Origin of the sequence: Lactobacillus delbrueckii subsp. delbrueckii DSM 20074 = JCM 1012 (assembly GCF_001433875.1) — a bacterium.
Taxonomy (GTDB): Bacteria; Bacillota; Bacilli; order Lactobacillales; family Lactobacillaceae; genus Lactobacillus; species Lactobacillus delbrueckii.
On sequence record NZ_AZCR01000001.1, the window covers coordinates 22,462 to 42,839 of the forward strand.

Here is a 20,378-nt window from a genome sequence, read left to right on the forward strand (position 1 = left end):
CTGGGCATCAAGCAGGTAGTTTATCAATTGCCGGCTGATGAAAGCGAAGAGGATGTCTTAAAGTTGATCGACAGCTTGAACGCGGACCCGGAAGTTTCCAGCCTGATGGTCCAGTTACCGGTTCCCCCGCAGATCAATGCTGACCGGGTCATTGAAAGGATCGATCCGGAGAAGGACGTTGACTGCCTGACTCCGGCCAATATCGGCCGCCTCTGGCAGGGCAAGCACTTTGTCGAACCAGCTACGGCTGCCGGCATCATTGCTCTTTTGGACCACTACCAAATTGACTTGACTGGAAAGAACGCCGTGATTGTCGGCCGGTCAAACATTGTCGGCAAGCCCCTGGCTGCCTTGATGCTGGAAAGAAACGCTTCTGTCTCAATCCTGCACTCCCGCAGCCGGAACTTGGCTGACTTGACCAAGCAGGCCGACATCCTGGTCTGCGCGGTCGGCAAGGCGGAAATGATCAAGGCGGACATGGTTAAAGAAGGGGCGGTCGTGATTGATGTAGGCATCAACCGGGTGGACGGCCACCTGGTCGGTGACGTTGATTTTGCCCCCGTTAAAGAAAAGGCCAGCTGGATCACGCCTGTGCCTGGCGGGGTTGGCCCTTTGACGGTAGAGTTTTTAATGGAAGAAGTCATCAAATTGACGAGGAGACAGCATGGACTCGATTAAGGGGACGGACGAAAAGTACCTGACTGTCAGTGAATTAAATTGGTATGTTAAGCAGAAATTTGACCGGGATCCCTACCTGCGACAAATTTTTCTCCAAGGGGAATTGTCGAATTTCCGCTTCCGGAGAGGTGGTCACCAGTACTTTTCTTTAAAAGACGACAAGTCTAAAATCAATGTGGTGATGTTCCGCGGAGACTTTGACAAGGTTAAGTTCGAGCCGGAAGAAGGGATGAAGGTCTACGTGACCGGCCGCTTGTCAACTTATGAAGCCCAGGGCAGCTACCAGTTTTATGCCAAAAGCATGGAACCGGCCGGCCTTGGTGCCTTGTATGAACGCTTTAGGCAGCTGCAGGAGAAGCTGGCTAAAGAAGGCCTCTTTGCCCAAGAGCACAAGCGCCCTCTGCCCCTTTTTCCAGATAAGATCGCTGTTGTGACTTCAGCCTCCGGGGCGGTCATCCACGACATCATGGTAACGGCTAACCGCCGCTTCCCGCACGCTGAAATTGACCTTTTTCCAGCCCAGGTGCAAGGGGAAAGCGCAGCTGGCAGCTTGGTTTCTGCTATGCAGCAGATCCAAGCCCGGGCAGATGAATATGACGTGCTCATTATCGGCCGGGGGGGCGGGTCTTTAGAAGACCTGTGGCCTTTTAACGAAGAAGAAGTGGTCCGCCAGGTTTATGCCATGAAGATGCCGGTGATTTCATCAGTTGGTCACGAAACAGATACCACCCTCTGTGACCTGGCAGCTGACTGCCGGGCGGCTACGCCAACGGCAGCCGCTGAAATGGCGACGCCGGCCCTGCCCCTGGTCCTGGCTGAAATTGGCCAGCTGCAGACCCGGCTTTTGACCGACATCCGGGCCGTGATCCAGGTCCGGGCCCAGGCCCTGGCCCAGCTGGAGAATTCTTTTATCATGAAAGAGCCCCAGCGCCTCTATGAGCAGAAGATGCAGCAGGTCGACCAATTGTCCCAGCAGCTGAGCCGGATAATGGAAGTAATTGTCAAAGACCAGGGGCAAAAGCTCAGCCTTTTGACCCAGCGCCTCCAGCACCAGGCCCCAGACCGGAGAATCAAGCAGCTTAAGCAGGAAAACAGCTACCTGGCCAAGAGCCTGGAAATGGGGATCAAGCGGATTCTGGAACAAAAGCAGGCTGCCTGCCGGCAGGCCGTCCAGCAGCTGGACGACTACAGTCCTTTAAAGACCCTGGCCCGGGGCTACAGCTACACGACTGACGCGAGCGGCAACGTGGTCAAGTCAGTTCAGCAATTGGCTCCAGGCGACCAGGTTCGCCTGCACTTAAAGGATGGCCAGGCCATCGGCCGGATTGAAGAGATTAAGGAAGGAAAGAATGACTGAGAAGAACAATTTTGAAAGCCAGCTCAAGGAGCTGCAGGAAATCGTTGGCCAGCTGGAAAATGGCCAGTTGTCACTGGAAGAATCATTGGCCCAGTTCCAGACCGGAGTCAAGCTGAGCCGGGAATTGAAGCAGGAATTGACCAAGGCCGAAAACACCGTGGCCAAGTTGATCGAGTCTGATGGCAGCGAGAAGGAACTTGATCCAACCGATGCTTCAGCACCAAAGGAATAAAGCCATGACAACTTTTAAAGAATTTCAAGCTAAGTACACGCCAATCATCAATGATTTTTTAGAAGGACAACTGGCAAAAGAAAGCGATGACTCCCGTTTTGCTGAAATCATGGCTTATTCAGTTATGGCTGGGGGCAAGCGCCTGCGGCCTTTGCTCTTTTTGGCAACTTTAGACGCCTTGGGCGTTGAGATCACCGAAAAAGAAGTCCAGGCCGCCTGCGGGATTGAACTGATCCATACCTATTCTTTGATCCACGATGACCTGCCGGCCATGGACAATGACGATTACCGGCGGGGGGAATTGACCAGCCACAAGAAATGGGGCGAAGCTGAAGCTATTTTGGCCGGGGATGCCCTCCAGCCTTTAGGTATCCAGTGGATCGCCCAGGCTGAACATAACTGGAAGCTGGTCGAGATCATTACTGAAGCTGTGGGTCCAAAGGGGATGGTGGCTGGCCAATATCTGGACATCGATACCACCAACAATGAAGACAGCAGTGAAGAAGTGATTGACCACATGGAATGGTTGAAGACCGGCTGCTTGATTTTGGCCAGCGTTCAGATGGCCACGGCATTAGCTGCTTGCCCTGACCAGCAGGCCCAAAAGTACCTGGCCTTCGCCAAGCACTTTGGCCGCTCTTACCAGCTCTATGACGACCTGGTAGACATCGTTGAAAGCCAGGAAGAAGCGGGCAAGGCGACCCATAAGGACCGGGAAGTGGGCAAGAACAACAGCTTGACCATGCTGGGGGCAGAGGCAACCAGAAATGAACTCAAGCAGCTGATTGAAAAAGGCAAGGCTGACCTGGCCGGGGAAAAGGCAGAAGTTTTGCTGGGCTTTTTGGATTTATATCAGAAGGTACTGTAATGGCAAGTAAAGAACGCGCGGACGTATTATTGGCCGCCAAGGGAATTTTTAACTCCAGAACTCAGGCCCAAAGAGCCATCATGGCGGGTCTTGTAACTGACCACAACCACCAGCGGATCGATAAGGCCGGGGAGAAGTTTCCCGTTGACGAAGAATTTTTCATTAAAAAGGATAAGCTCAAGTATGTTTCCCGGGGCGGTTTCAAATTGGAAAAGGCGGTCAAGGTCTGGAACATTGACTTAAAAGACAAGGTCTGCCTGGATATCGGGGCTTCAACTGGTGGCTTTACCGACGTGGCCCTGCAAAATGGGGCCAAGCTGGTCTATGCCTTGGACGTGGGCTATAACCAACTGGCCTGGCAGCTGCGGGATAACCCCCGGGTGGTGGTGATGGAGCGGCAGAACTTCCGCTACTCGGTTCCCGCCGACTTTACCGAAGGCCTGCCGGACTTTGCCATGACCGACGTGTCGTTTATCTCCCTGGACTTGATCATGCCGCCGATGTATGAAATCTTGAAAGACCAGGGGGATGCCGTCTGCTTGATCAAGCCCCAGTTTGAGGCCGGTCCGGAAAATGTCGGCAAGCACGGGATCGTCCGGGACCACGCGGTTCACCAGGCAGTGATCGAGCACACTATGGCCAAGGCCCTGGAAATTGGCTTTTCCATTTTGGGCGTTGACTATTCACCAATCAAGGGCGGCAAGGGGAATATTGAATTTTTGCTTCACTTGAAGAAGGACCAGGCAAATCCAGGGCAGAATCTCTGGTCCAGCTCAGTCAGCGAGCTGGTTGACCGGGCTGCCCAGGGTCTGTAGAAAGGATGCTGTGGGACGCTTATGCTTGTAGAATTGGATATCCAGAATTTTGCTATCATTAAGAGTCTGAAAATCAAGTTTCAGCCGCAAATGACAGTCCTGATCGGGGAAACCGGGGCCGGCAAGTCCATTTTGATCGATGCTTTGTCACTTTTGCTGGGCCACCGGGCCCAAAAAGAAATGGTCCGGTCTGGCCAGAGCAAGGCAGTGGTGACGGGCCTTTTTACCCTGCAAGATGAGGAAATGCGGGAAGTTGAACAAATCGCGGATGACTACGGCCTGCCGATGGACGGTGATGACCTGATCATCAGCCGGGAGATTTCCAGCAAGGGCCGGAACGTCATCCGGATCAACGGGCAACTGACCACCATCACCGCTTTGGCAAAAATTGGTGAGTACCTGGTCGACATCCATGGCCAAAACGACCAGCAGATGCTGATGGACCAAAGCCGGCAGATTGACCTAGTCGATGAATACGCGGGCAAGGACTTCAAGCCCCTTTTATGCAAGTACCAGGCTGAATACCAGACCTGGCAAAGCCTTAACCAGCGTCTGGAGCACCTGCGCCGGGACAGCCGGGAACTGGCCCAGCGCCAGGACATCCTCCAGTTCCAGGTCGAAGAGTTGACCCAAGCGGATTTGACGGATGAGCAGGAAGACCAGAACTTGGAAGACGAGTTCAACAAGCTGAACAATTACCAGAAGATTGCTGAATCCGCCAACTTCATGATCCAGCTTTTTGACGATGACGAGCATGGCTTAACCAGCCTGCTGGGGGATGCCCAAGGAACGGCAGAAGATTTGGCCGACCTGGACAAGGACTTCAAGAATGTGGCCCAGTCCATTACTGACGGGGTATATTCGCTGAGCGATGCCCGCTCAGAACTGGGCGACATCATGGACAGCTTGGAATTTGATGAAGAACGCTACCAGTACGTGCAAAACCGCCTGGACCTCTTGAACAACTTGAAGAAGAAGTATGGACCAAGCCTGGCAGACGTTTTTGACTTCTATGCAAAAGTATCCAAGGAGCTCAGCCAGTTTGAAACTGGTGGCCTTGACGAAGAAGAACTGGTCAAGCAGATAGCCGCTGTTGAGGAAAAAATGTCAGTCATGGCGGCTGACCTCCACCAGGCCAGAGAATCTACCGCCTTGAAGCTGGAAGAAGCGATCAAGCATGAACTGGCTGACCTGTACATGGACAAAGCCCGTTTCTCCATCCGCTTCGCCAAGACTGATAATTTCACGGTCAAGGGGACTGATGACCTGGCCTTCTACATCGCGCCAAACCCAGGCGAAGAGCTGATGCCACTGGTCAAGATCGTTTCCGGCGGGGAACAGTCCCGGCTGATCCTGGCCCTAAAGGCTATCTTCTCCCGGGTTGAGCCGGTTGGCACCATGGTCTTTGATGAAATTGACACCGGGGTTTCCGGCCGGGTGGCAGCGGCCATCGGCAAGAAGATGCACGCGATTGCCGGCCAAAAGCAGGTTATCGCCATCACCCACTCCCCGCAGGTAGCGGCCAGCGCCGACCACCGCTTTGCCATCGCCAAGCAGGTTGCAGCCGGTGAGACCTTTACCCAGGTCAAGGAACTTAATGAAGACAGCAGCATCAAGATGATCGCCCAGATGATGGCCGGAGCTAATGTCAGCGAAGCTGCTGAGCAAAACGCGGCCGACCTGATTGCCAGTCAGCGGAAACAAGATTAGAAAATAATTATCAAAAAATAACTCTCTTGCCAGAAGGCAGGAGAGTTTTTTGAATGCGCATGGGAAGAATACGCAATTTCTGCTTTAATTGCAGGTGAAAAGCGTTGACAATGGATAATTGCTGTTTTGATTTAAGTTTAAACATACTCCCAGAAAATATAATGTATTTCTGGACCAGTAAAAATCTGCAAGAAAGAGAGGACGAAAAGATGAGATCAATTAAGAATAAAGCACCGCTGGCTCTGGCGGCCTTGTCAATGATTATGCTGACGGCTTGCGGCAAATCCAATAGCCAGGCCAGCAAGAAGCAGGAATTTTCCTGGTCGACTTCAGCTGAAATTTCGACCATTGACATGTCCAAGCCCAGTGATACTGTCAGCTTTGACCAATTGCGGAACACAATGGAAGGCTTGTACCGGACCGGGAAAAATGGCAAGTTGATGCCGGCCCTGGCCACCAGCAGCAAGGTTTCCAAGGACGGCAAGACCTCTATACCTTTTACTTTGTGCAAGTCCAAGTGGAGTGATGGCAGTCCGGTCACGGCCAAGGACTTTGTCTATTCCTGGTGAAGAACGGTCAACCCTAAGACGGCTTCAGAATATGCCTACTTGTTTGACGGCATCAAGAATGCCACGGCTATTACTGCCGGCAAGAAGCCTTTATCCAGCCTGGGCGTGAAAGCAGAAGGCGACTACAAGCTGGTCGTGACTTTGGACCGGCGGATTCTTTACTTCAAGAACTTGATGGCTTTCGCCCTCTTCTTCCCGCAGGCAGAAAAGGCGGTCAAGAAGTACGGGTCCAACTACGGGACGGCTTCAAAGTACATGCTTTATAACGGGCCGTATATGCAAAAAGGCTGGACGGGGTCCAACCTGTCTTGGAAGATGGTCAAGAACAAGTAGTATCTCAACTGCTTACTTGATCAGACCGGAAATCAATAATGTCTACAACGACAACTTCGGCGGCTGGCAGTTCAAGTACGCCAGCGTGAAATAACGAAAAGCGTAAGAGAACATAAGTGCAAAAAGAGTCTGGAAAAGCCAGGCTCTTTTTTGCTTTAAGGCAGCTCAACTGTTAAAATGTCATTAATGTCAAGCAAGTAAAAAATCTTGTTGTCGGCATCGCGGAAAACGAAGCGGCTGGGTGAAATCCGCTTGGTGATCTTGCCAACCCGCCAGCTGCCGTCATTCAAGGTGACCAGGAGATACTGCCTCTTCAAGAAGGCCAGCTGCAATTTAGCTAAGTTAACTGCCAGGCTGTCGCCGCGGAGGGTGAGCCGGTCTTCGTCATAAGCAAAGAGATAGTGAAAGACCTTCTTAAGGGGCTGAGCGGCTTGGCTGGCAAAGTTTTGAAATTTGGACATGGTGAATACTCCTTTAAGTAAATCATTTTCGAACGCCTGTTTGTAAACATATTATACGAACAAGTATTCGAAAAAACAAGCCCCTTTTTTTAAAAAAGCTTTTTTCGGCCTTAAGACTTGATAAGAAGGCGCTTATGGTCCAAAATAGAATTACTAGTCAAAAAAGGAGCTATCATGGCAGATAAAGGATTACTGTTGGTTTTGTCCGGCCCGTCCGGGGTGGGCAAGGGAACCGTCAAAAGCGCAATTGTTGAACACAAGGTCTTCCCCTTCGAATACTCAGTCTCAATGACTACCCGCAAGCCCCGTGAAGGCGAAGTGAACGGGAAAGACTACTACTTTGTGACCAGGGAAGAATTCAAGCAGGCGATTGCTGATAATCAGCTGCTGGAATACAACGAGTACGTCGGCAACCTTTACGGGACCCCTTTGGGCCCGGTCAAGGAAATGTTGGCTGCCGGCAAGGACGTCTTGCTGGAAATCGATGTCAACGGGGCCAGAACGGTTCGCCAACAAATGCCAGAAGGCGTCTTTATTTTCTTGACGCCGCCTGACCTGCACACTTTAAGAGACCGGCTGGAACACCGGGGCACGGAATCCGAAGACGTGATCCGGGGCAGAATTGCCCAAGCGCGCAAGGAAATTCTGGTGATGCAGGACTATGATTACGCGGTAGTCAACGACACTGTCGCCAACGCCGTCAACCACATTAAAGCAATCGTTGACGCTGAACACGTCAGCGTCAAGCGCGTGATCGGTGATTATCGGAAAATGGTTAAGGAGGACTAAGATGAGAATTACCTATCCATCAATTGACAAGCTGCTAGATGAAGTTGATTCAAGATACTCACTGTCAGTTCTGGCTGCCAAGCGGGCTGGTGAACTGGAAGCCGGCAAGCCGGGTGCTTTGGACAACTACCACAACTTGAAGCCGGTCGGCCAGGCATTGGAAGAAATTGCCGCCGGCAAGGTAACGATTGACGCTGACCCTCACGGTGAAGCTGACAAATAATCCTTGAAGAGGAGCGGACCAGAAGCCCGCTCCTCTTTTAGCATAAAGGAAGGGAGAAGGACTTGATCGCAGAAGTTATTGTCGATGTGGCCGCCCACCAGACTGACCGCGTTTTTGAATACCATATCCCTGATGACCTGGAAGTTGAAATTGGCAGCCGGGTAGTGGTGCCTTTTGGCCGTCGCAAGGTCCAGGGCTTTGTCGTCGCGGTAAAAAAAAGCAGCGACTTTACCGGCCAGTTAAAGGACCTGCTCTTAGTGGTCGATGAAATGCCGCCTTTGACTCCAGAGCTGGTCGCCCTGTCCAGCGACCTGGCCCGGCAGATTTTTGCCTACCGGATCAGTATCCTCAAGACCATGCTACCGGGGGTAATGCGGGCCAATTACCGGAAAATCCTCCTGCCAAATAGCCCGCGGGCAGAGCAAATGCCTCTTTTTGCGGGAGACCCGGTGGATTTGGCCAACTTAGAAGAGCCACGTCTGATCAAGCTGGTCAAGCAGCTCCTGAATAAGGGGGAGGCCAGGATAGAATACCTGGTTGAAAATAAGGCGAAAAAGAAGCTGGTTTCAGTCTACTATCCGCTTCTATCGGCCGCTGACTACCAGGAGATTTTTTTAGAAACTAGAAAAACGGCCAGCCAGCAAAGAAAATTGCTGGCAGATTTGGCCGGGGACTTTGCGGCTTATCCTAAAAGCCGGGAAGAATTGACCGGTCTGGGCATCAGTTCAGCAACTTTAAAAACGGCGGTCAGCAAGAAATGGCTGCAGGAAAAAGACCAGGAAAAATACCGGCGGCCAACCAAGCCGGTTGCTCTCAGCCGGCCTTTAGACCTAAATGACGAGCAGGCCGCGGCCTTGAGCCGGGTCAGCCAGGACATCAAGGGCCGGGTCAGCCAGACCATTCTTTTAGAAGGAGTGACAGGGTCCGGGAAAACCGAAGTATACCTGCAGGCGATCAGCCAGGCCCTGGCCTTGGGCAGGGCAGCCTTGATGCTGGTGCCGGAAATTTCCCTGACCCCCCAGATGGTCAAGCAGGTCCAGGCTCGCTTTGGCCAGCAGGTGGCGGTTTTACACTCGGCCTTGTCGGAAGGTGAGCGCTATGACGAATGGCGCAGGATCCGCCGGGGGCAGGCCCAGGTGGTCGTAGGCGCTAGAAGCGCGGTTTTTGCCCCCTTGGACAATTTAGGCCTCATCATTATCGATGAAGAGCATGAAGGCTCCTACAAGCAGGACAACAATCCCCGCTACCATGCCCGGGACGTGGCAATTTGGCGGTCCCGCTACCACCACTGTCCCTTGATTTTGGGTAGCGCGACGCCGTCTTTGGCCAGCCGGGCCCGGGCCCAAAAGGGGGTCTACCAGCTTTTGCGCTTAAAAAAGCGGGCCAAGAGCCAGCCTTTACCGCGAGTCGACCTGCTTGACTTAAAGCACGTGCAGTTTGCCGGCAGCCAGTTTGACATCTCCTGTCCATTGGCTGCGGCGATTCAAAAGCGGCTGGAGAAAAAAGAGCAGGTAATCCTGCTTTTAAATCGGCGGGGCTTTGCCAACTTCATGCTCTGCCGCAATTGCGGCTTTGTTTTAAAGTGCCCTAACTGCGACTTGTCCTTGACCATGCATAAGGACACTTGTACTATGCAGTGCCACTATTGCGGCTACCAAGAAGCTGTTCCGGAAATTTGTCCCAACTGCCGGGACCGGCAGATCCGCTTTTTGGGGACGGGAACGCAGAAGGTGCAAGAAGAGCTGGCTGAGCTTTTTCCGCAAGCTAAAATCCTCCGCATGGACGTGGACACGACCCGGAGGAAGGGCAGCTATGACAAGATTTTGACCAGTTTTGGCCAAGGAGAAGCCGACATCTTGCTGGGCACGCAGATGATCGCCAAGGGCCTGGACTTCCCTAATGTAACTTTGGTTGGGGTAATCAATGCTGACACTGGTTTATGGCTGCCCGACTACAACGCTTCTGAGCGGACTTTTGAGCTGCTCACGCAAGTAGCTGGCCGGGCAGGGCGGGCCGACAAGGAAGGGCAGGTCATGATCCAGACTTATAATCCGGACCACTACGCTATCCACCTGGCGCAAAAGCAGGACTATGAGCTTTTTTACGCTAAAGAAATGCAGGTCCGCCATGCCGGCGACTACCCGCCTTACTTTTACACGGTCCTGGTCTCCGTTTCAGCCAAAAATGAGCAAAACGCGGCCCGGGAGGCTTTTAAAATCAAACGGCAATTGCAGAGGGAATTGCGGGCGCCGACTATTATCTTAGGGCCGGCTCCGGCAACGATCAGCCGCTTAAATAGCCAGTATTATTACCAAATACTGGTAAAATATAAAAGAGAAAAACACTTAAATGAGCTCCTGCATCAGATCCAGGACCAGGCCCAGGAAGTGAAAAAGTACGGCTTGACTGTTGAGATCGATTCAGAGCCAGAGAGAATTATGTAAAGGAATAAAAACGTGAATTCAGTAATCTTTTTAGGAACGCCGCAATTCGGCGCTACAGTTTTGGAAGGCCTAATCAAGGCCGGTTATCATATTTTGGCTGTGGTCACCCAGCCGGACAAGAAGGTTGGCCGCAAGCAAAAGGTCGTTTACTCCCCGGTCAAGGAAGTGGCTTTGGCCAACGACTTGCCTTTATACCAGCCAGTCCGCCTGTCCAAGTCAGCTGAACTTGACGAATTGCTGCAGCTTGACGCCGATTTCATCATCACCGCGGCCTTTGGCCAGTTTTTGCCGACCAAATTCCTGAAGTCCGCTAAGATCGCTGCTGTTAACGTGCACGGATCCCTTTTGCCGAAATACCGGGGCGGGGCACCGATCCAGTATGCGGTCAGAAACGGGGATGCGGAAACCGGGGTCACCATCATGGAAATGGTCAAGGAAATGGACGCCGGCGACATGTATGCCCAGGCCAGCCTGCCGATCAGACCAGATGAGACCAGCGGGGAAGTCTTCGAAGAACTGGCTCCGCTTGGCCGGGACCTGCTTTTGGAAACTCTGCCAAAGATTGCCAGTGGCGAAATTGTCAAAAAGCCGCAGGATCCAAGCCAGGTAGTCTTTTCCCCAACCATCAGCAAGGCTGAAGAAAGAATTTCCTTGAAATTGACGGCCAAGGAGGCCAAGGACTTGATCCGGGCCCTCAATCCGGACCCAGGCGCCTACCTGGTCATCAAGGGCCAGCGCTTAAAGGTTTGGAAGGCAGAAGTGGCTGACGACAACACCAGTCTGCCAGCTGGCCACCTTTTGACCAACCAGGGCCGCTTTGCTATCAGCTTTGCCGGCAACACGGTCTTGAACCTGCTTGAAGTCCAGCCAAATGGCAAGAAGGCCATGGCCATCAAGGACTTTTTGAACGGGCAGGGGAAGAAGTTTGCAGCAGGAGAAAAGATCGTAGATGAAGACTAACGCCCGCACCGTGGCTTTGGCCACCTTGATGAAGGTGATTAACCAGGGCTCATATTCAAATATCAGCTTAAACCACGCGTTAAAGGCGGCTAAGCTGCCGGGTGAAGAGAGCCGGCTGGCCACCAACCTGGTCTATGGGACCATCCAATACCAGCTTTACCTGGAATACCAGCTCAAGGACCTGGTCAAGGCCCGGCTGAGAGAGCCATATATCAAGCCCCTTTTATTGATGTCGGCCTACCAGATCTTCTTTTTAGATAAGGTGCCAAATCGGGCAGTCTTAGACGAGGCCAACAAGCTGGCTAAGGCCTATGGCCGGCCAAAATCTAGCGGCTACCGCCTGGTTAACGGGATTTTGCACTCGCTTTTACGGCGAGGAGAGGTCCTGCCGGAAAAAGACGCGCCAGACTATCTCAGCGTCAAGTGCAGCATGCCCCTTTGGCTGAGCGATTATTTCGTAGCCAACTGGGGCAAGAGCAGGGCAGAAAAAATCATGGCCAGCTTCAACAGCAAGGCGAAAAACGAAATCCGGATTTCGGCTTTGGCTGATGAAAAGCGGGTCGTCCGGGACCTGGACCGGGCCCATTTTGCCCCTCAGGAGTCGCCTTTGGCCAGCCGCAGCTATGCCTTAAGCCGGGGCGGGATCGTGATGACCGACTTTTTCAAAGATGGTGAAGTGACGGTGCAAGACGAAGCAGCCAGCCTGGTGGCAGAAGCCTTTGACTTTAAGGGAAATGAGCAGGCCCTTGATGCCTGCAGCGCCCCAGGCGGCAAGACCATTCAAATAGCTGAGCAATTGCCTGACGGGCAAGTGACTGCTCTGGATATCCATGAAAAGAAATTGCGTCTGGTCAAGGAAAATGCCGCCAGAATGCGGGTTGCTGACCGGGTCAAGGTCAAAGCTTTGGACGCGCGGAAGGCAAGGGAGTATTTTTCCGGGCAAGAATTTGATAAGATATTGATAGACGCACCATGTTCCGGTCTGGGACTGCTGCGCCGCAAGCCGGAAATCCGCTACACGAAAACAGCGGAAGACATCAGCCATTTGGCTGAAATCCAACTGGACATTTTGAACGAAGTATCCGGCTTGCTGAAAAAGGGCGGGGAGTTAGTCTACTCCACCTGCTCAATCTCTGTAGAAGAAAACGAAGAAAACGTGCGGAGATTTTTAGCCGCGCATCCAGATTTTGCATTGAAACCATTTGAAACGGCCAAGATCTCCGCGCCCAAGGGGATGCTGAAGATCCTGCCCGACAGCTACAACAGTGATGGATTTTTCATTGCCAAGTTTACGACAAGAGGTTAGTACTTGTGATTAAAACGGCATTTGCTTCAAGCATTGGTAGAGTTAGAGAGAGCAATCAAGACTTCGTTCAGATTTTTCAGAATCGCGTTGGGGCAACCATGGCCATCGTCTGTGATGGGATGGGGGGCCACCAGGGCGGCGACGTTGCTTCCACGATGGCAGTCAGCCACTTGGGCCACAATTTTGCTAACACCGACCTGCACGACAAGAATCTGGCTAGAAAATGGCTGGACGTCCAGCTGCGCTCAGAAAACGAAACGATTCTGAAGGCCGCAGACCGCTTCCCGGACTTGAACGGGATGGGCACGACGATTGTCCTGGCCATGTTCTTTGACCATGAAGTCTTGCTTGCCCACCTGGGTGACTCCCGGGCCTACAGCTACTCTGAAGGGAATTTCCGCCAGATCACTGAAGACCACTCTTTAGTCAATGAACTGGTCAAGATGGGGCAGATCACCAAAGAACAGGCGAAGACCCACCCGCAGAAAAATATCATTACGCAAGCCTTAGGCGTTTCAAGCACTATTGATCCGGAATATAATGAACTTGAAATGAAGACTGACGACGTGCTCCTTCTCTGCACTGACGGCTTGACCAATTCCCTATCGGATCCTTTGATTCAACAGGTTTTGGCGACCAAGGGCCTGAACCTGCAGGAGAGGTGCAACAAGTTGGTCAATGAAGCCAATCGTCTGGGCGGCGGCGACAATATCACCGTCTGCCTGGCCGTAAATGAGGAGGATGGCGCGAGTGATCAATAAAGGTTATTTGCTTGGAGACCGTTACCGGATCGTCGACACCCTGGGTGAAGGCGGAATGGCCAACGTCTACCTGGCTGATGACATAATTTTGAAGAGACAGGTCGCCGTTAAAATTATTCGCCTTGATTTGCAGAAGGACTCCCAGGTTCTGGCCCGCTTTCAAAGAGAGGCCCTGGCCACCAGTGAACTGAGCCATCCTAATATTGTCTCCGTTTTTGACGTGGGGACCGACCATGGCCTGCCATATATGGTCATGGAATACGTGAAGGGACCTGACTTAAAGGACTATATCCGGGAAAACAGCCCGATTCCCCTCCCGCAGGTCATCAACATCATGGACCAGATTTTGTCAGCGATGGAGCTGGCCCACAAGCACAATGTGATTCACCGCGATTTGAAGCCGCAGAATATTTTGATGGATGAAAAAGGCAACATCAAAATTGCTGACTTCGGTATCGCGGTCGCCTTGAACCAAAGCGCGATTACCCAGACCAACTCGGTCCTGGGTTCGGTGCACTATATGTCTCCTGAGCAGACCCGGGGCGGGATGGTCACCAAGCAGTCTGACATCTATTCTTTGGGGATCATCCTGTATGAGGCCTTGACTGGCCATGTACCCTTTAATGGGGAAACGCCGGTGGCAATTGCCCTCAAGCATGCTGAAGACGATATTCCGTCCCTTAGAAAGCAAAACAAGGCCATTCCCCAGGCCCTGGAAAACGTTGTTTTAAAAGCGACGGCCAAGGATCCGCGGGACAGGTATGCTTCCGTGGCTGAAATGAAGGCAGACCTGGACTCCAGTCTGGATCCGAGCAGGGCAGGCGAAGCAATTTACCGGCCAAGCTACGGCAATAATGATGAAACTAAGATCCTGCCAGCCTTGAACGGCAAGGTCATGCAGGCTGAGAAGGCCAAGGAAGGCAAGGCTGAAGAACCAAAGAAGCGGTCTTTCTGGGCTAGTATCAAGAAATATAAGTGGTGGTGGATTGGGTCATTATTCCCGTTTTTTGCCATCCTGCTCTTCATGTTTTTGGCAGTTGGCCATAACAATGTCCGGGTGCCGGACGTCGTGAACATGACGGAGAAGGCAGCCAAGACTTCTTTGAAGAGCTCGGGCCTGGCAGTAGGTGCTGTTAAGCGGACTTACTCCAGCGATGTTAAAAAAGGCAAGGTGATTTCGACCACGCCGAAGGCCAACAGTCCCGTTGACAAAAGGGAAAAGGTCAACCTGCTGGTGTCTAAGGGACCAAACTTGCCCAAGGTGCCCGATGTTGAGGGCCTTTATTTGTCGACCGCCAAAAAGAAGCTGAACAAGCTGGGCTTCAAGGTCAAGAGCCGGGAGGCACCATCAAATGAGTACCTGCCAGGCTTGATCATTTCCCAAAGCGTCAAGGCCGGCCGCAAGGTAGATGCCTCTAAGACAACGATCACTTTGGTGGTAGCCGTGGCTTTAGAAGACCAGCCTAAGCCTTCAAGCTCCTCCAGCAGCAAGAAGGCAACTTTTAAACTGGCCGATCTGACGGGCAAGAGCCTGGAAGACGCCCAGTCTTACGCCAAGAGCAAGAAGCTCAACGTCAAGGTTGAGAAGGACCACTCGGACAGCGTGGACAGCGGTGACGTGATTTCCACTGATCCTGCCGCTAGCAGCGAGGTCTCTGAGGGTGATACTTTGACGATTACTGTCTCCAAGGGGGCTGAGAAGAAAGAGGTCAAGAAGACCTTCACGGTTGACTACCAGGCTGCAGAGAGCTCATCAAGCTCAAGTGAGTCAAGCTCCAGCTCTTCCTCCAGCCAGGGCAACCATGTCCGGATTTATATCCAGGATGACAACCACAGTCTCGGCAATATTTACCGGGACCTTTACATTACCAAGGACACGGACTTTACGATCACTTTTTCTGTTACTAAGGGTGACGGTAAGATTAAGATTGTCCGTGATGACCAAACTGTAGTTGATGAGACGATTTCGGCAGATGACAGTGAAAGCGGGAATTAAATGGCAGAAATAGTACAAGGAACGGTAGTTTCTTTAATTGCCGGCTACTACGACGTGCAAACGCCGGCAGGAGTCGTGCGGACCAGGGCCCGGGGCGTTTTCCGCAAGAACCGGGAGAAGCCCCAGGTCGGTGACAGCGTGCAGGTCAAGCTGGATGAACAGGGCTTGGCTTATTTGGTGAAGATTCTGCCCCGGAAGAACCGGATCGGCCGGCCGGCGGTGGCTAATGTCGATCACGTGCTTTTGGTAATTTCGGCAGTTGAACCAGATTTCTCCACCGCTCTTCTGGACCGCTTCTTGGTCTTTTTTGCCTGGCAGGGAGTAAAGGTAACGATCTACCTGTCAAAGAGCGACCTGCTGGAAAAGGAAAAATTGGCAGAAATTGAAAGCCAGCTGGCTTACTACCAAAAGATCGGCTACCGGGTTTACCTGGACAGGGAAAGCCTGGCAGCAGAACTTCCCAAACAGATCGGGGAAAGCGAGATCTGGACTCTGGCTGGCCAGTCAGGGGCGGGGAAGTCAACTTTGCTGAACTTTATCAAGGAAGACGCGGGCCAGGCGACGGGGGCGATATCAACCAGCTTGAACCGGGGAAAACATACAACCCGGACGGTTACCCTTTTCAAATTAGGGGAAGGCTTTTTAGCAGACACCCCAGGCTTTTCGGCAATTGATCTGACCCCGATCAAGCTGAATGAACTGTGTACGTATTTTAAGGAATTTAAGGCCTTGAGTACGGGTTGCAAGTTCCGGGGCTGCCAGCACCTGCACGAACCGAAGTGCGCGGTCAAGGACCAGCTGGCTCTAGGTGAAATCGCAGCTTTCCGCTATGATGACTATCTGGCCATGCGGACGGAAATCGAGGAAGGCCGGATGCCGGAATATTTGAAGTGATGAAATAAGTTAGGGTAGGGTGTTTTGTGATGGACGCGGCAGTGTTGCTTGGCGGGCCAAAGGAAGAATGGCCGGCTGATTTGAAGGAGCAGCTGAAGCAGGCGCAAGCTAAGGGTGACCTTTTGATTGGGGTCGACCGGGGAGCGCTGCTTTTGCTGGAATTAGGTTTTAAGCCGGATTTGGCAATCGGGGATTTTGACTCGCTGAAGGCTGATGAACTGGCCTGGGTAGAAGGGACGGTCGCGGATATCCGCTATTCGGTGCCCAAGAAGGACTGGACTGATTCAGAATTGATGCTGGGGATTGCTTTTGGCGATTATAAGATTGACCAGCTAAAGGTTTACGGGGCTACTGGCGGCCGGCTTGACCACGCGGCGATCAATGCTTTTGGCATTTTGAACCCGGACCTGCGCAAGTATGCCAACCAGCTGACCTTGATTGACAAGCAGAATCTGATTTTTTACCGGCAAGCTGGCAGCTACGAGATGAAGAAGCAGGACTATAGCTACTTTGGGGTGACCTGCCTTCTGCCAGTAGAAGATTTGACGATTGAGGGGGCCTTGTATGACCTGGCTCCTTATAGCGGCGACTACCTACGCTCCTTTACTTCTAATGAGTTTTTGCCGGATAAGGATAGCTGCCGGTTATCCTTGAAGAAAGGCTTAGTAGCGGTTGTTTATTCTAAAGATTTAGACCGCTACCAAATGGCTTGATTTGCAAAAGATAGTTTAATTAATATTATAAAAAAGTCTCGCTGAAAAGCGGGACTTTTTTGCACCTTTGACGTGATTTTACAAAGAAATGCAAATATTCTTCCATGAAAGCGCTCAGCAGTAAATGACTTATTTATATAATAAAAGTTAAGAGATATTATCTCGAACTATTGTGTGTTTATAGAGGTGAGTCATATGGAAAATAAAGCGAAGAAAGATTTACGGAAAATTGCTGTAGTCGCGACTGCCGGGATTGGCGTGGTCGGTGTAGGCGCGGTTAGTCAAGGCAGCGTCAAGCTGAAGGAGCGCAGAAAAAGGCGCAAGATGATTTAAGCAAGTTTGGCGTAAGCTGCTGCTAAGGCGGCCACTGACAAGAAGGCCCAAGCTGCTAAGGCAGCTAAGAGCGCGGCAGACCAAGCCCAAAAGAGCGAGGAAAACTTGTCAAGCGCGCAAGAGGCAGAAAAGGCTGCCGAAGATGAAGCAAGTGCAACTGAAATGACGGCAGACTCAGCCAGCCAGAAGGCGCAAGCAGCCAAGACGGCTGATGATGAAGCTCAAGCAGCTTTGGCTGACCAAGAAGGCAAGGTAAGCCAAGCTCAAGATAAGGTTGATCAAGAGAAAAAGGCAGTTGACCGGGTAAACGGCCAGGTTAAGGAACTGACGAGGCTAAGGCTGCCAGCGACGCCGCAAATAAAGACTTAGCTGCAAAGAAGGCAGCCGAAAGCGAAGCTGAGCAGGAATACCAGGCTTTACCTAAGGTAGTGGCCAATGACGCCTTGAAAAGGAAAAATTGACTAAGGCGCAAGAAGCAACTTCTGCCGCTCAAAAGACGATTGATGAAAAGGCTGACGCGCTCAAGGCAGCTGACGCTAAGCTTTCTCAAGCCAAACGAGAACTCGCAAGCGCCGAAAGCAACCTGTCTGCTAAGCAAGCAGCTTTGACTACGGCAAATGAAACTCTTGCTGCGGCTAAGCAGGAAAAGACTGCTGATGCCCAAAAGGCATTGGAAGCCGATAAAGAAGCTTCTGCAGCAGACAAGGCAGCACAAAGCAAACTGGCCAGCGTAAACAGGGAAGCAGCGGATTTGGCACTTACTGAAGCAAAGAAGCACCTGGCTATTTTGGAAGCTTTGGAAGAAGCAAACGAGCCGAGCGAAACTCCGACTGCTCCAAGCGAAGACGAACCAAGTGAAAATCCGGCTGACTCCGGGGAAACCGAAACTATCGTAATTCCAGCTGGCAAGAGTGAAACCAAGACAACTGGCAAAAAGCAAGCCGCTCCAGCCAGCCCTGTTCAAAAGACTGCTCCAGCAACCTCTGCTGTTAAGGATCCGGCAAAAGCAAGCGTAACTTTGCCGCAAACCGGCGAAAGCCAGAATAAGTCCGCCTTTTTGGCAGGGATTGTGGCACTGCTGGCCAGTGCAAGTCTCTTCGCCTTTGGCCGGCGTAAGAAGAACGAAAAGTAATTGTATAAATAATAAAAGTATTGGAAAAGCGACTCTATTTCAGAGCCGCTTTTTGTATACAGTTTTTTAAAAAATTATAATAGCATATTTACATTTTAATTTTTCAGTAGTATTATTTTAATCATATTTGGAAATGCTTTATTATTTAATGAGGAGGAAAGAAATGACGTTAAAATATGCTAGCAAGTGGGAGTTGCCGGTCTTTGCGGTCTTCGCCGCCGCCAAGGCACTGCAGGCAGTTTTTATCGCTTATGTCTTCCAGGAATTCATTAATTTTGCCGGAAATCCTAAGGGGAGTTTATTACAATTAACTATTAAAGCGGTTGTGGGTATTGTCCTTTTTGCCTTCCTGGCCTTAATCTACCAAATTATGCAGGCGAATATAATTAAGGACGTCAACTTGAAAATCAAGGAGCAGGCAACAAAATATTTGTTGTATTCAGATAATTCTAATCCCAAATTTGACCTGTCTTTTATGACTAATGACCTCAAGCAGGTGGAAAGTCACCGGGTGGAAGCTGAACTGGATATTATTTTCAATGGTTTGCAGTTTATCGCGGCATTTGCGGCAGCCATGCTGTCTTCCTGGGCTTTATCCTTGATCTTCCTGGTCGCCTCCCTGGCTCCCGGCCTTTTGCAGAATATTTTCGGGCCAAAAATTGAAGCTGCTTCTTCTGCCTGGGAAGGGGAGAACAGCAAATATACTGAGGCAATGACGGACACCATCAATTTTGCCGCTTTTGCCAGACTCTATGACGCTGAAGACAGTATTTACAGTAGAATGCTCCACTACAGCCAGAGAATGGAAACGGCCCTGGCCAAGATGAAAAAGGTGGAAATGGTGACAACAGAAGTCATCACTTCCTTTGCCTACGTCTGCAGCATGATCATTCCTTTCAGCCTGGGGATCTACTTTGTGACTCAAGGGCAGATCACTTTGGGGACCTTCATGATGATCTCCCAGCTGGCCAACAACTTTATCAATCCGATTGTCGGTATCTTTTCTTCGGTCAATGACATTAAAACCAGCAATCCGATCTGGGAAAAGTTTACTGCCGTGGCAGATTTTACAGCAAAAGAAAGTGCTGCGGACCGGGATGAATTTAAGGAACTCTCTTTAGACGATGCAAGTGTGCAAAGAGGGGACCGGAAGCTTTTAAACAATCTCGATTTGACTGTTAAAAATGGTGAAAAAGTCTTGCTGGAAGCACCGTCTGGCTGGGGCAAGACAACCTTGCTTAACGTCTTGGTTGGCCGGATCAAGCTGGCAGATGGAGATTACGAGATCAACGGTGAAGACGCCAATGGTGACTGGAGCAAGGACCACGAGTACTTCTCATTTGTCCAGCAGAAGCCTTATATTCTTGATGATACAATCGAATATAATATCTCTTTACAGGGAAGTCAGCCGGGAAGACCTGCTGGCAGTTTGTCAAAAAGCCGGTTTAACCAGCTTGATTGAGGAAAAAGGTCTGGACTACCAAGTCGGAAAAGAAGGCAAAAACTTGTCCGGCGGTCAGGGGCAGCGGATGGAAATTGCCAGAGCTCTGCTGGCCAAGCGGCCGGTATTATTGGCCGATGAAGCGACCTCAGCCCTGGATCCCCGCTTATCAAAGCAAATTCACCAGACAATTCTACAGAATTTCCCTGGCACCGTAATCGAAGTAGCTCACAAGATTTCAAATGAAGAAATAGCTATGTTTGACCGGGTGGTCAATTTAGCCGAGAAGTAACAAAACAGGCAGCTCAATGAGCCGCCTGTTTTTATTGCTGATGAATTTTTGTCAAAAATAAAACCCGGCAG

The 20,378-nt window shown here is 51.3% G+C and carries 19 protein-coding genes and 2 pseudogenes; 20 read left to right on the forward strand and 1 reads right to left on the reverse strand.

From position 1 onward, the window contains the following. The 7 genes and pseudogenes from FD23_RS00130 to FD23_RS10030 form a co-directional block, all read left to right on the forward strand. Positions 1-678: tetrahydrofolate dehydrogenase/cyclohydrolase catalytic domain-containing protein (locus FD23_RS00130; protein WP_236743847.1), on the forward strand; the 678-nt coding region annotated here is incomplete at its 5' end. Next, on the forward strand, positions 665-2,035 hold the full coding sequence (gene xseA, locus FD23_RS00135; protein ID WP_025895742.1) for an exodeoxyribonuclease VII large subunit: 1,371 nt from the start codon (positions 665-667) through the stop codon (positions 2,033-2,035). The genes FD23_RS00130 and xseA, both read left to right, overlap by 14 nt. Further along, complete coding sequence (locus FD23_RS00140) at positions 2,028-2,267, forward strand: exodeoxyribonuclease VII small subunit (protein ID WP_002879682.1); 240 nt, start codon at positions 2,028-2,030, stop codon at positions 2,265-2,267. The genes xseA and FD23_RS00140 overlap by 8 nt, the downstream gene beginning before the upstream one ends. 4 nt (positions 2,268-2,271) lie before the next feature. Next, on the forward strand, positions 2,272-3,135 hold the full coding sequence (locus tag FD23_RS00145; RefSeq protein WP_025895743.1) for a polyprenyl synthetase family protein: 864 nt from the start codon (positions 2,272-2,274) through the stop codon (positions 3,133-3,135). Continuing rightward, positions 3,135-3,950, forward strand: coding sequence for a TlyA family RNA methyltransferase (locus FD23_RS00150; RefSeq protein ID WP_052933705.1), 816 nt, complete (start codon positions 3,135-3,137; stop codon positions 3,948-3,950). Before FD23_RS00145 ends, FD23_RS00150 begins: the two co-directional genes overlap by 1 nt. Before the next feature lie 21 nt (positions 3,951-3,971). Continuing rightward, the gene (recN, locus tag FD23_RS00155; RefSeq protein WP_025895744.1) at positions 3,972-5,660 is read left to right on the forward strand and encodes a DNA repair protein RecN; all 1,689 of its coding nucleotides are present in this window, start codon (positions 3,972-3,974) and stop codon (positions 5,658-5,660) included. A 209-nt stretch (positions 5,661-5,869) separates the two neighbouring features. Next, a pseudogene (locus tag FD23_RS10030) lies at positions 5,870-6,556 on the forward strand (peptide ABC transporter substrate-binding protein); the annotation flags it as partial. A gap of 161 nt (positions 6,557-6,717) precedes the next feature. On the opposite strand, the gene FD23_RS00170 reads toward FD23_RS10030, so the two are convergent. Then, positions 6,718-7,023, reverse strand: a complete 306-nt coding sequence (locus FD23_RS00170) for a hypothetical protein (protein ID WP_025895749.1) — start codon at positions 7,021-7,023, stop codon at positions 6,718-6,720. A gap of 174 nt (positions 7,024-7,197) precedes the next feature. Here FD23_RS00170 and gmk point away from each other — a divergent pair, with 174 nt between their 5' ends. The 13 genes and pseudogenes from gmk (at position 7,198) to FD23_RS00230 (ending at position 20,307) form a co-directional block, all read left to right on the forward strand. Then, on the forward strand, positions 7,198-7,812 hold the full coding sequence (gmk, locus tag FD23_RS00175) for a guanylate kinase (RefSeq protein WP_002879689.1): 615 nt from the start codon (positions 7,198-7,200) through the stop codon (positions 7,810-7,812). Position 7,813: 1 nt separating this feature from the next. Beyond that, a complete protein-coding gene (gene rpoZ / locus FD23_RS00180) occupies positions 7,814-8,035 on the forward strand; it encodes a DNA-directed RNA polymerase subunit omega (protein WP_002879690.1) in 222 nt (73 codons plus the stop codon). A gap of 62 nt (positions 8,036-8,097) precedes the next feature. Then, positions 8,098-10,479, forward strand: a complete 2,382-nt coding sequence (priA, locus tag FD23_RS00185; RefSeq protein WP_052933704.1) for a primosomal protein N' — start codon at positions 8,098-8,100, stop codon at positions 10,477-10,479. A gap of 12 nt (positions 10,480-10,491) precedes the next feature. After that, positions 10,492-11,439, forward strand: a complete 948-nt coding sequence (gene fmt, locus FD23_RS00190) for a methionyl-tRNA formyltransferase (protein ID WP_003611980.1) — start codon at positions 10,492-10,494, stop codon at positions 11,437-11,439. Continuing rightward, positions 11,429-12,745: a 16S rRNA (cytosine(967)-C(5))-methyltransferase RsmB gene (gene rsmB / locus FD23_RS00195; RefSeq protein ID WP_052933703.1), complete on the forward strand. Its 1,317-nt coding sequence runs from the start codon at positions 11,429-11,431 to the stop codon at positions 12,743-12,745. The genes fmt and rsmB overlap by 11 nt, the downstream gene beginning before the upstream one ends. A 5-nt stretch (positions 12,746-12,750) precedes the next feature. Further along, positions 12,751-13,506 (forward strand): Stp1/IreP family PP2C-type Ser/Thr phosphatase, encoded by a 756-nt coding sequence (locus tag FD23_RS00200; protein WP_025895753.1) that lies wholly within the window; start codon positions 12,751-12,753, stop codon positions 13,504-13,506. Continuing rightward, positions 13,496-15,502, forward strand: a complete 2,007-nt coding sequence (gene pknB, locus FD23_RS00205; protein WP_052933702.1) for a Stk1 family PASTA domain-containing Ser/Thr kinase — start codon at positions 13,496-13,498, stop codon at positions 15,500-15,502. Before FD23_RS00200 ends, pknB begins: the two co-directional genes overlap by 11 nt. Beyond that, complete coding sequence (gene rsgA, locus FD23_RS00210; protein ID WP_025895754.1) at positions 15,503-16,396, forward strand: ribosome small subunit-dependent GTPase A; 894 nt, start codon at positions 15,503-15,505, stop codon at positions 16,394-16,396. Between the two features lie 29 nt (positions 16,397-16,425). Continuing rightward, the gene (locus tag FD23_RS00215) at positions 16,426-17,109 is read left to right on the forward strand and encodes a thiamine diphosphokinase (protein ID WP_014565090.1); all 684 of its coding nucleotides are present in this window, start codon (positions 16,426-16,428) and stop codon (positions 17,107-17,109) included. Positions 17,110-17,304: 195 nt separating this feature from the next. Further along, the gene (locus tag FD23_RS09875; protein ID WP_164477165.1) at positions 17,305-17,442 is read left to right on the forward strand and encodes a hypothetical protein; all 138 of its coding nucleotides are present in this window, start codon (positions 17,305-17,307) and stop codon (positions 17,440-17,442) included. A gap of 105 nt (positions 17,443-17,547) precedes the next feature. Beyond that, the gene (locus tag FD23_RS10035) at positions 17,548-17,811 is read left to right on the forward strand and encodes a hypothetical protein (protein WP_230844862.1); all 264 of its coding nucleotides are present in this window, start codon (positions 17,548-17,550) and stop codon (positions 17,809-17,811) included. A gap of 88 nt (positions 17,812-17,899) precedes the next feature. Further along, positions 17,900-18,574 carry an LPXTG cell wall anchor domain-containing protein gene (locus FD23_RS00225; protein ID WP_074027712.1) on the forward strand — a complete coding sequence of 225 codons (675 nt, stop codon included), beginning with the start codon at positions 17,900-17,902 and terminating at the stop codon, positions 18,572-18,574. Positions 18,575-18,737: 163 nt separating this feature from the next. After that, positions 18,738-20,307, forward strand: a pseudogene (locus FD23_RS00230) (ATP-binding cassette domain-containing protein). Positions 20,308-20,378 lie beyond the last annotated feature (71 nt).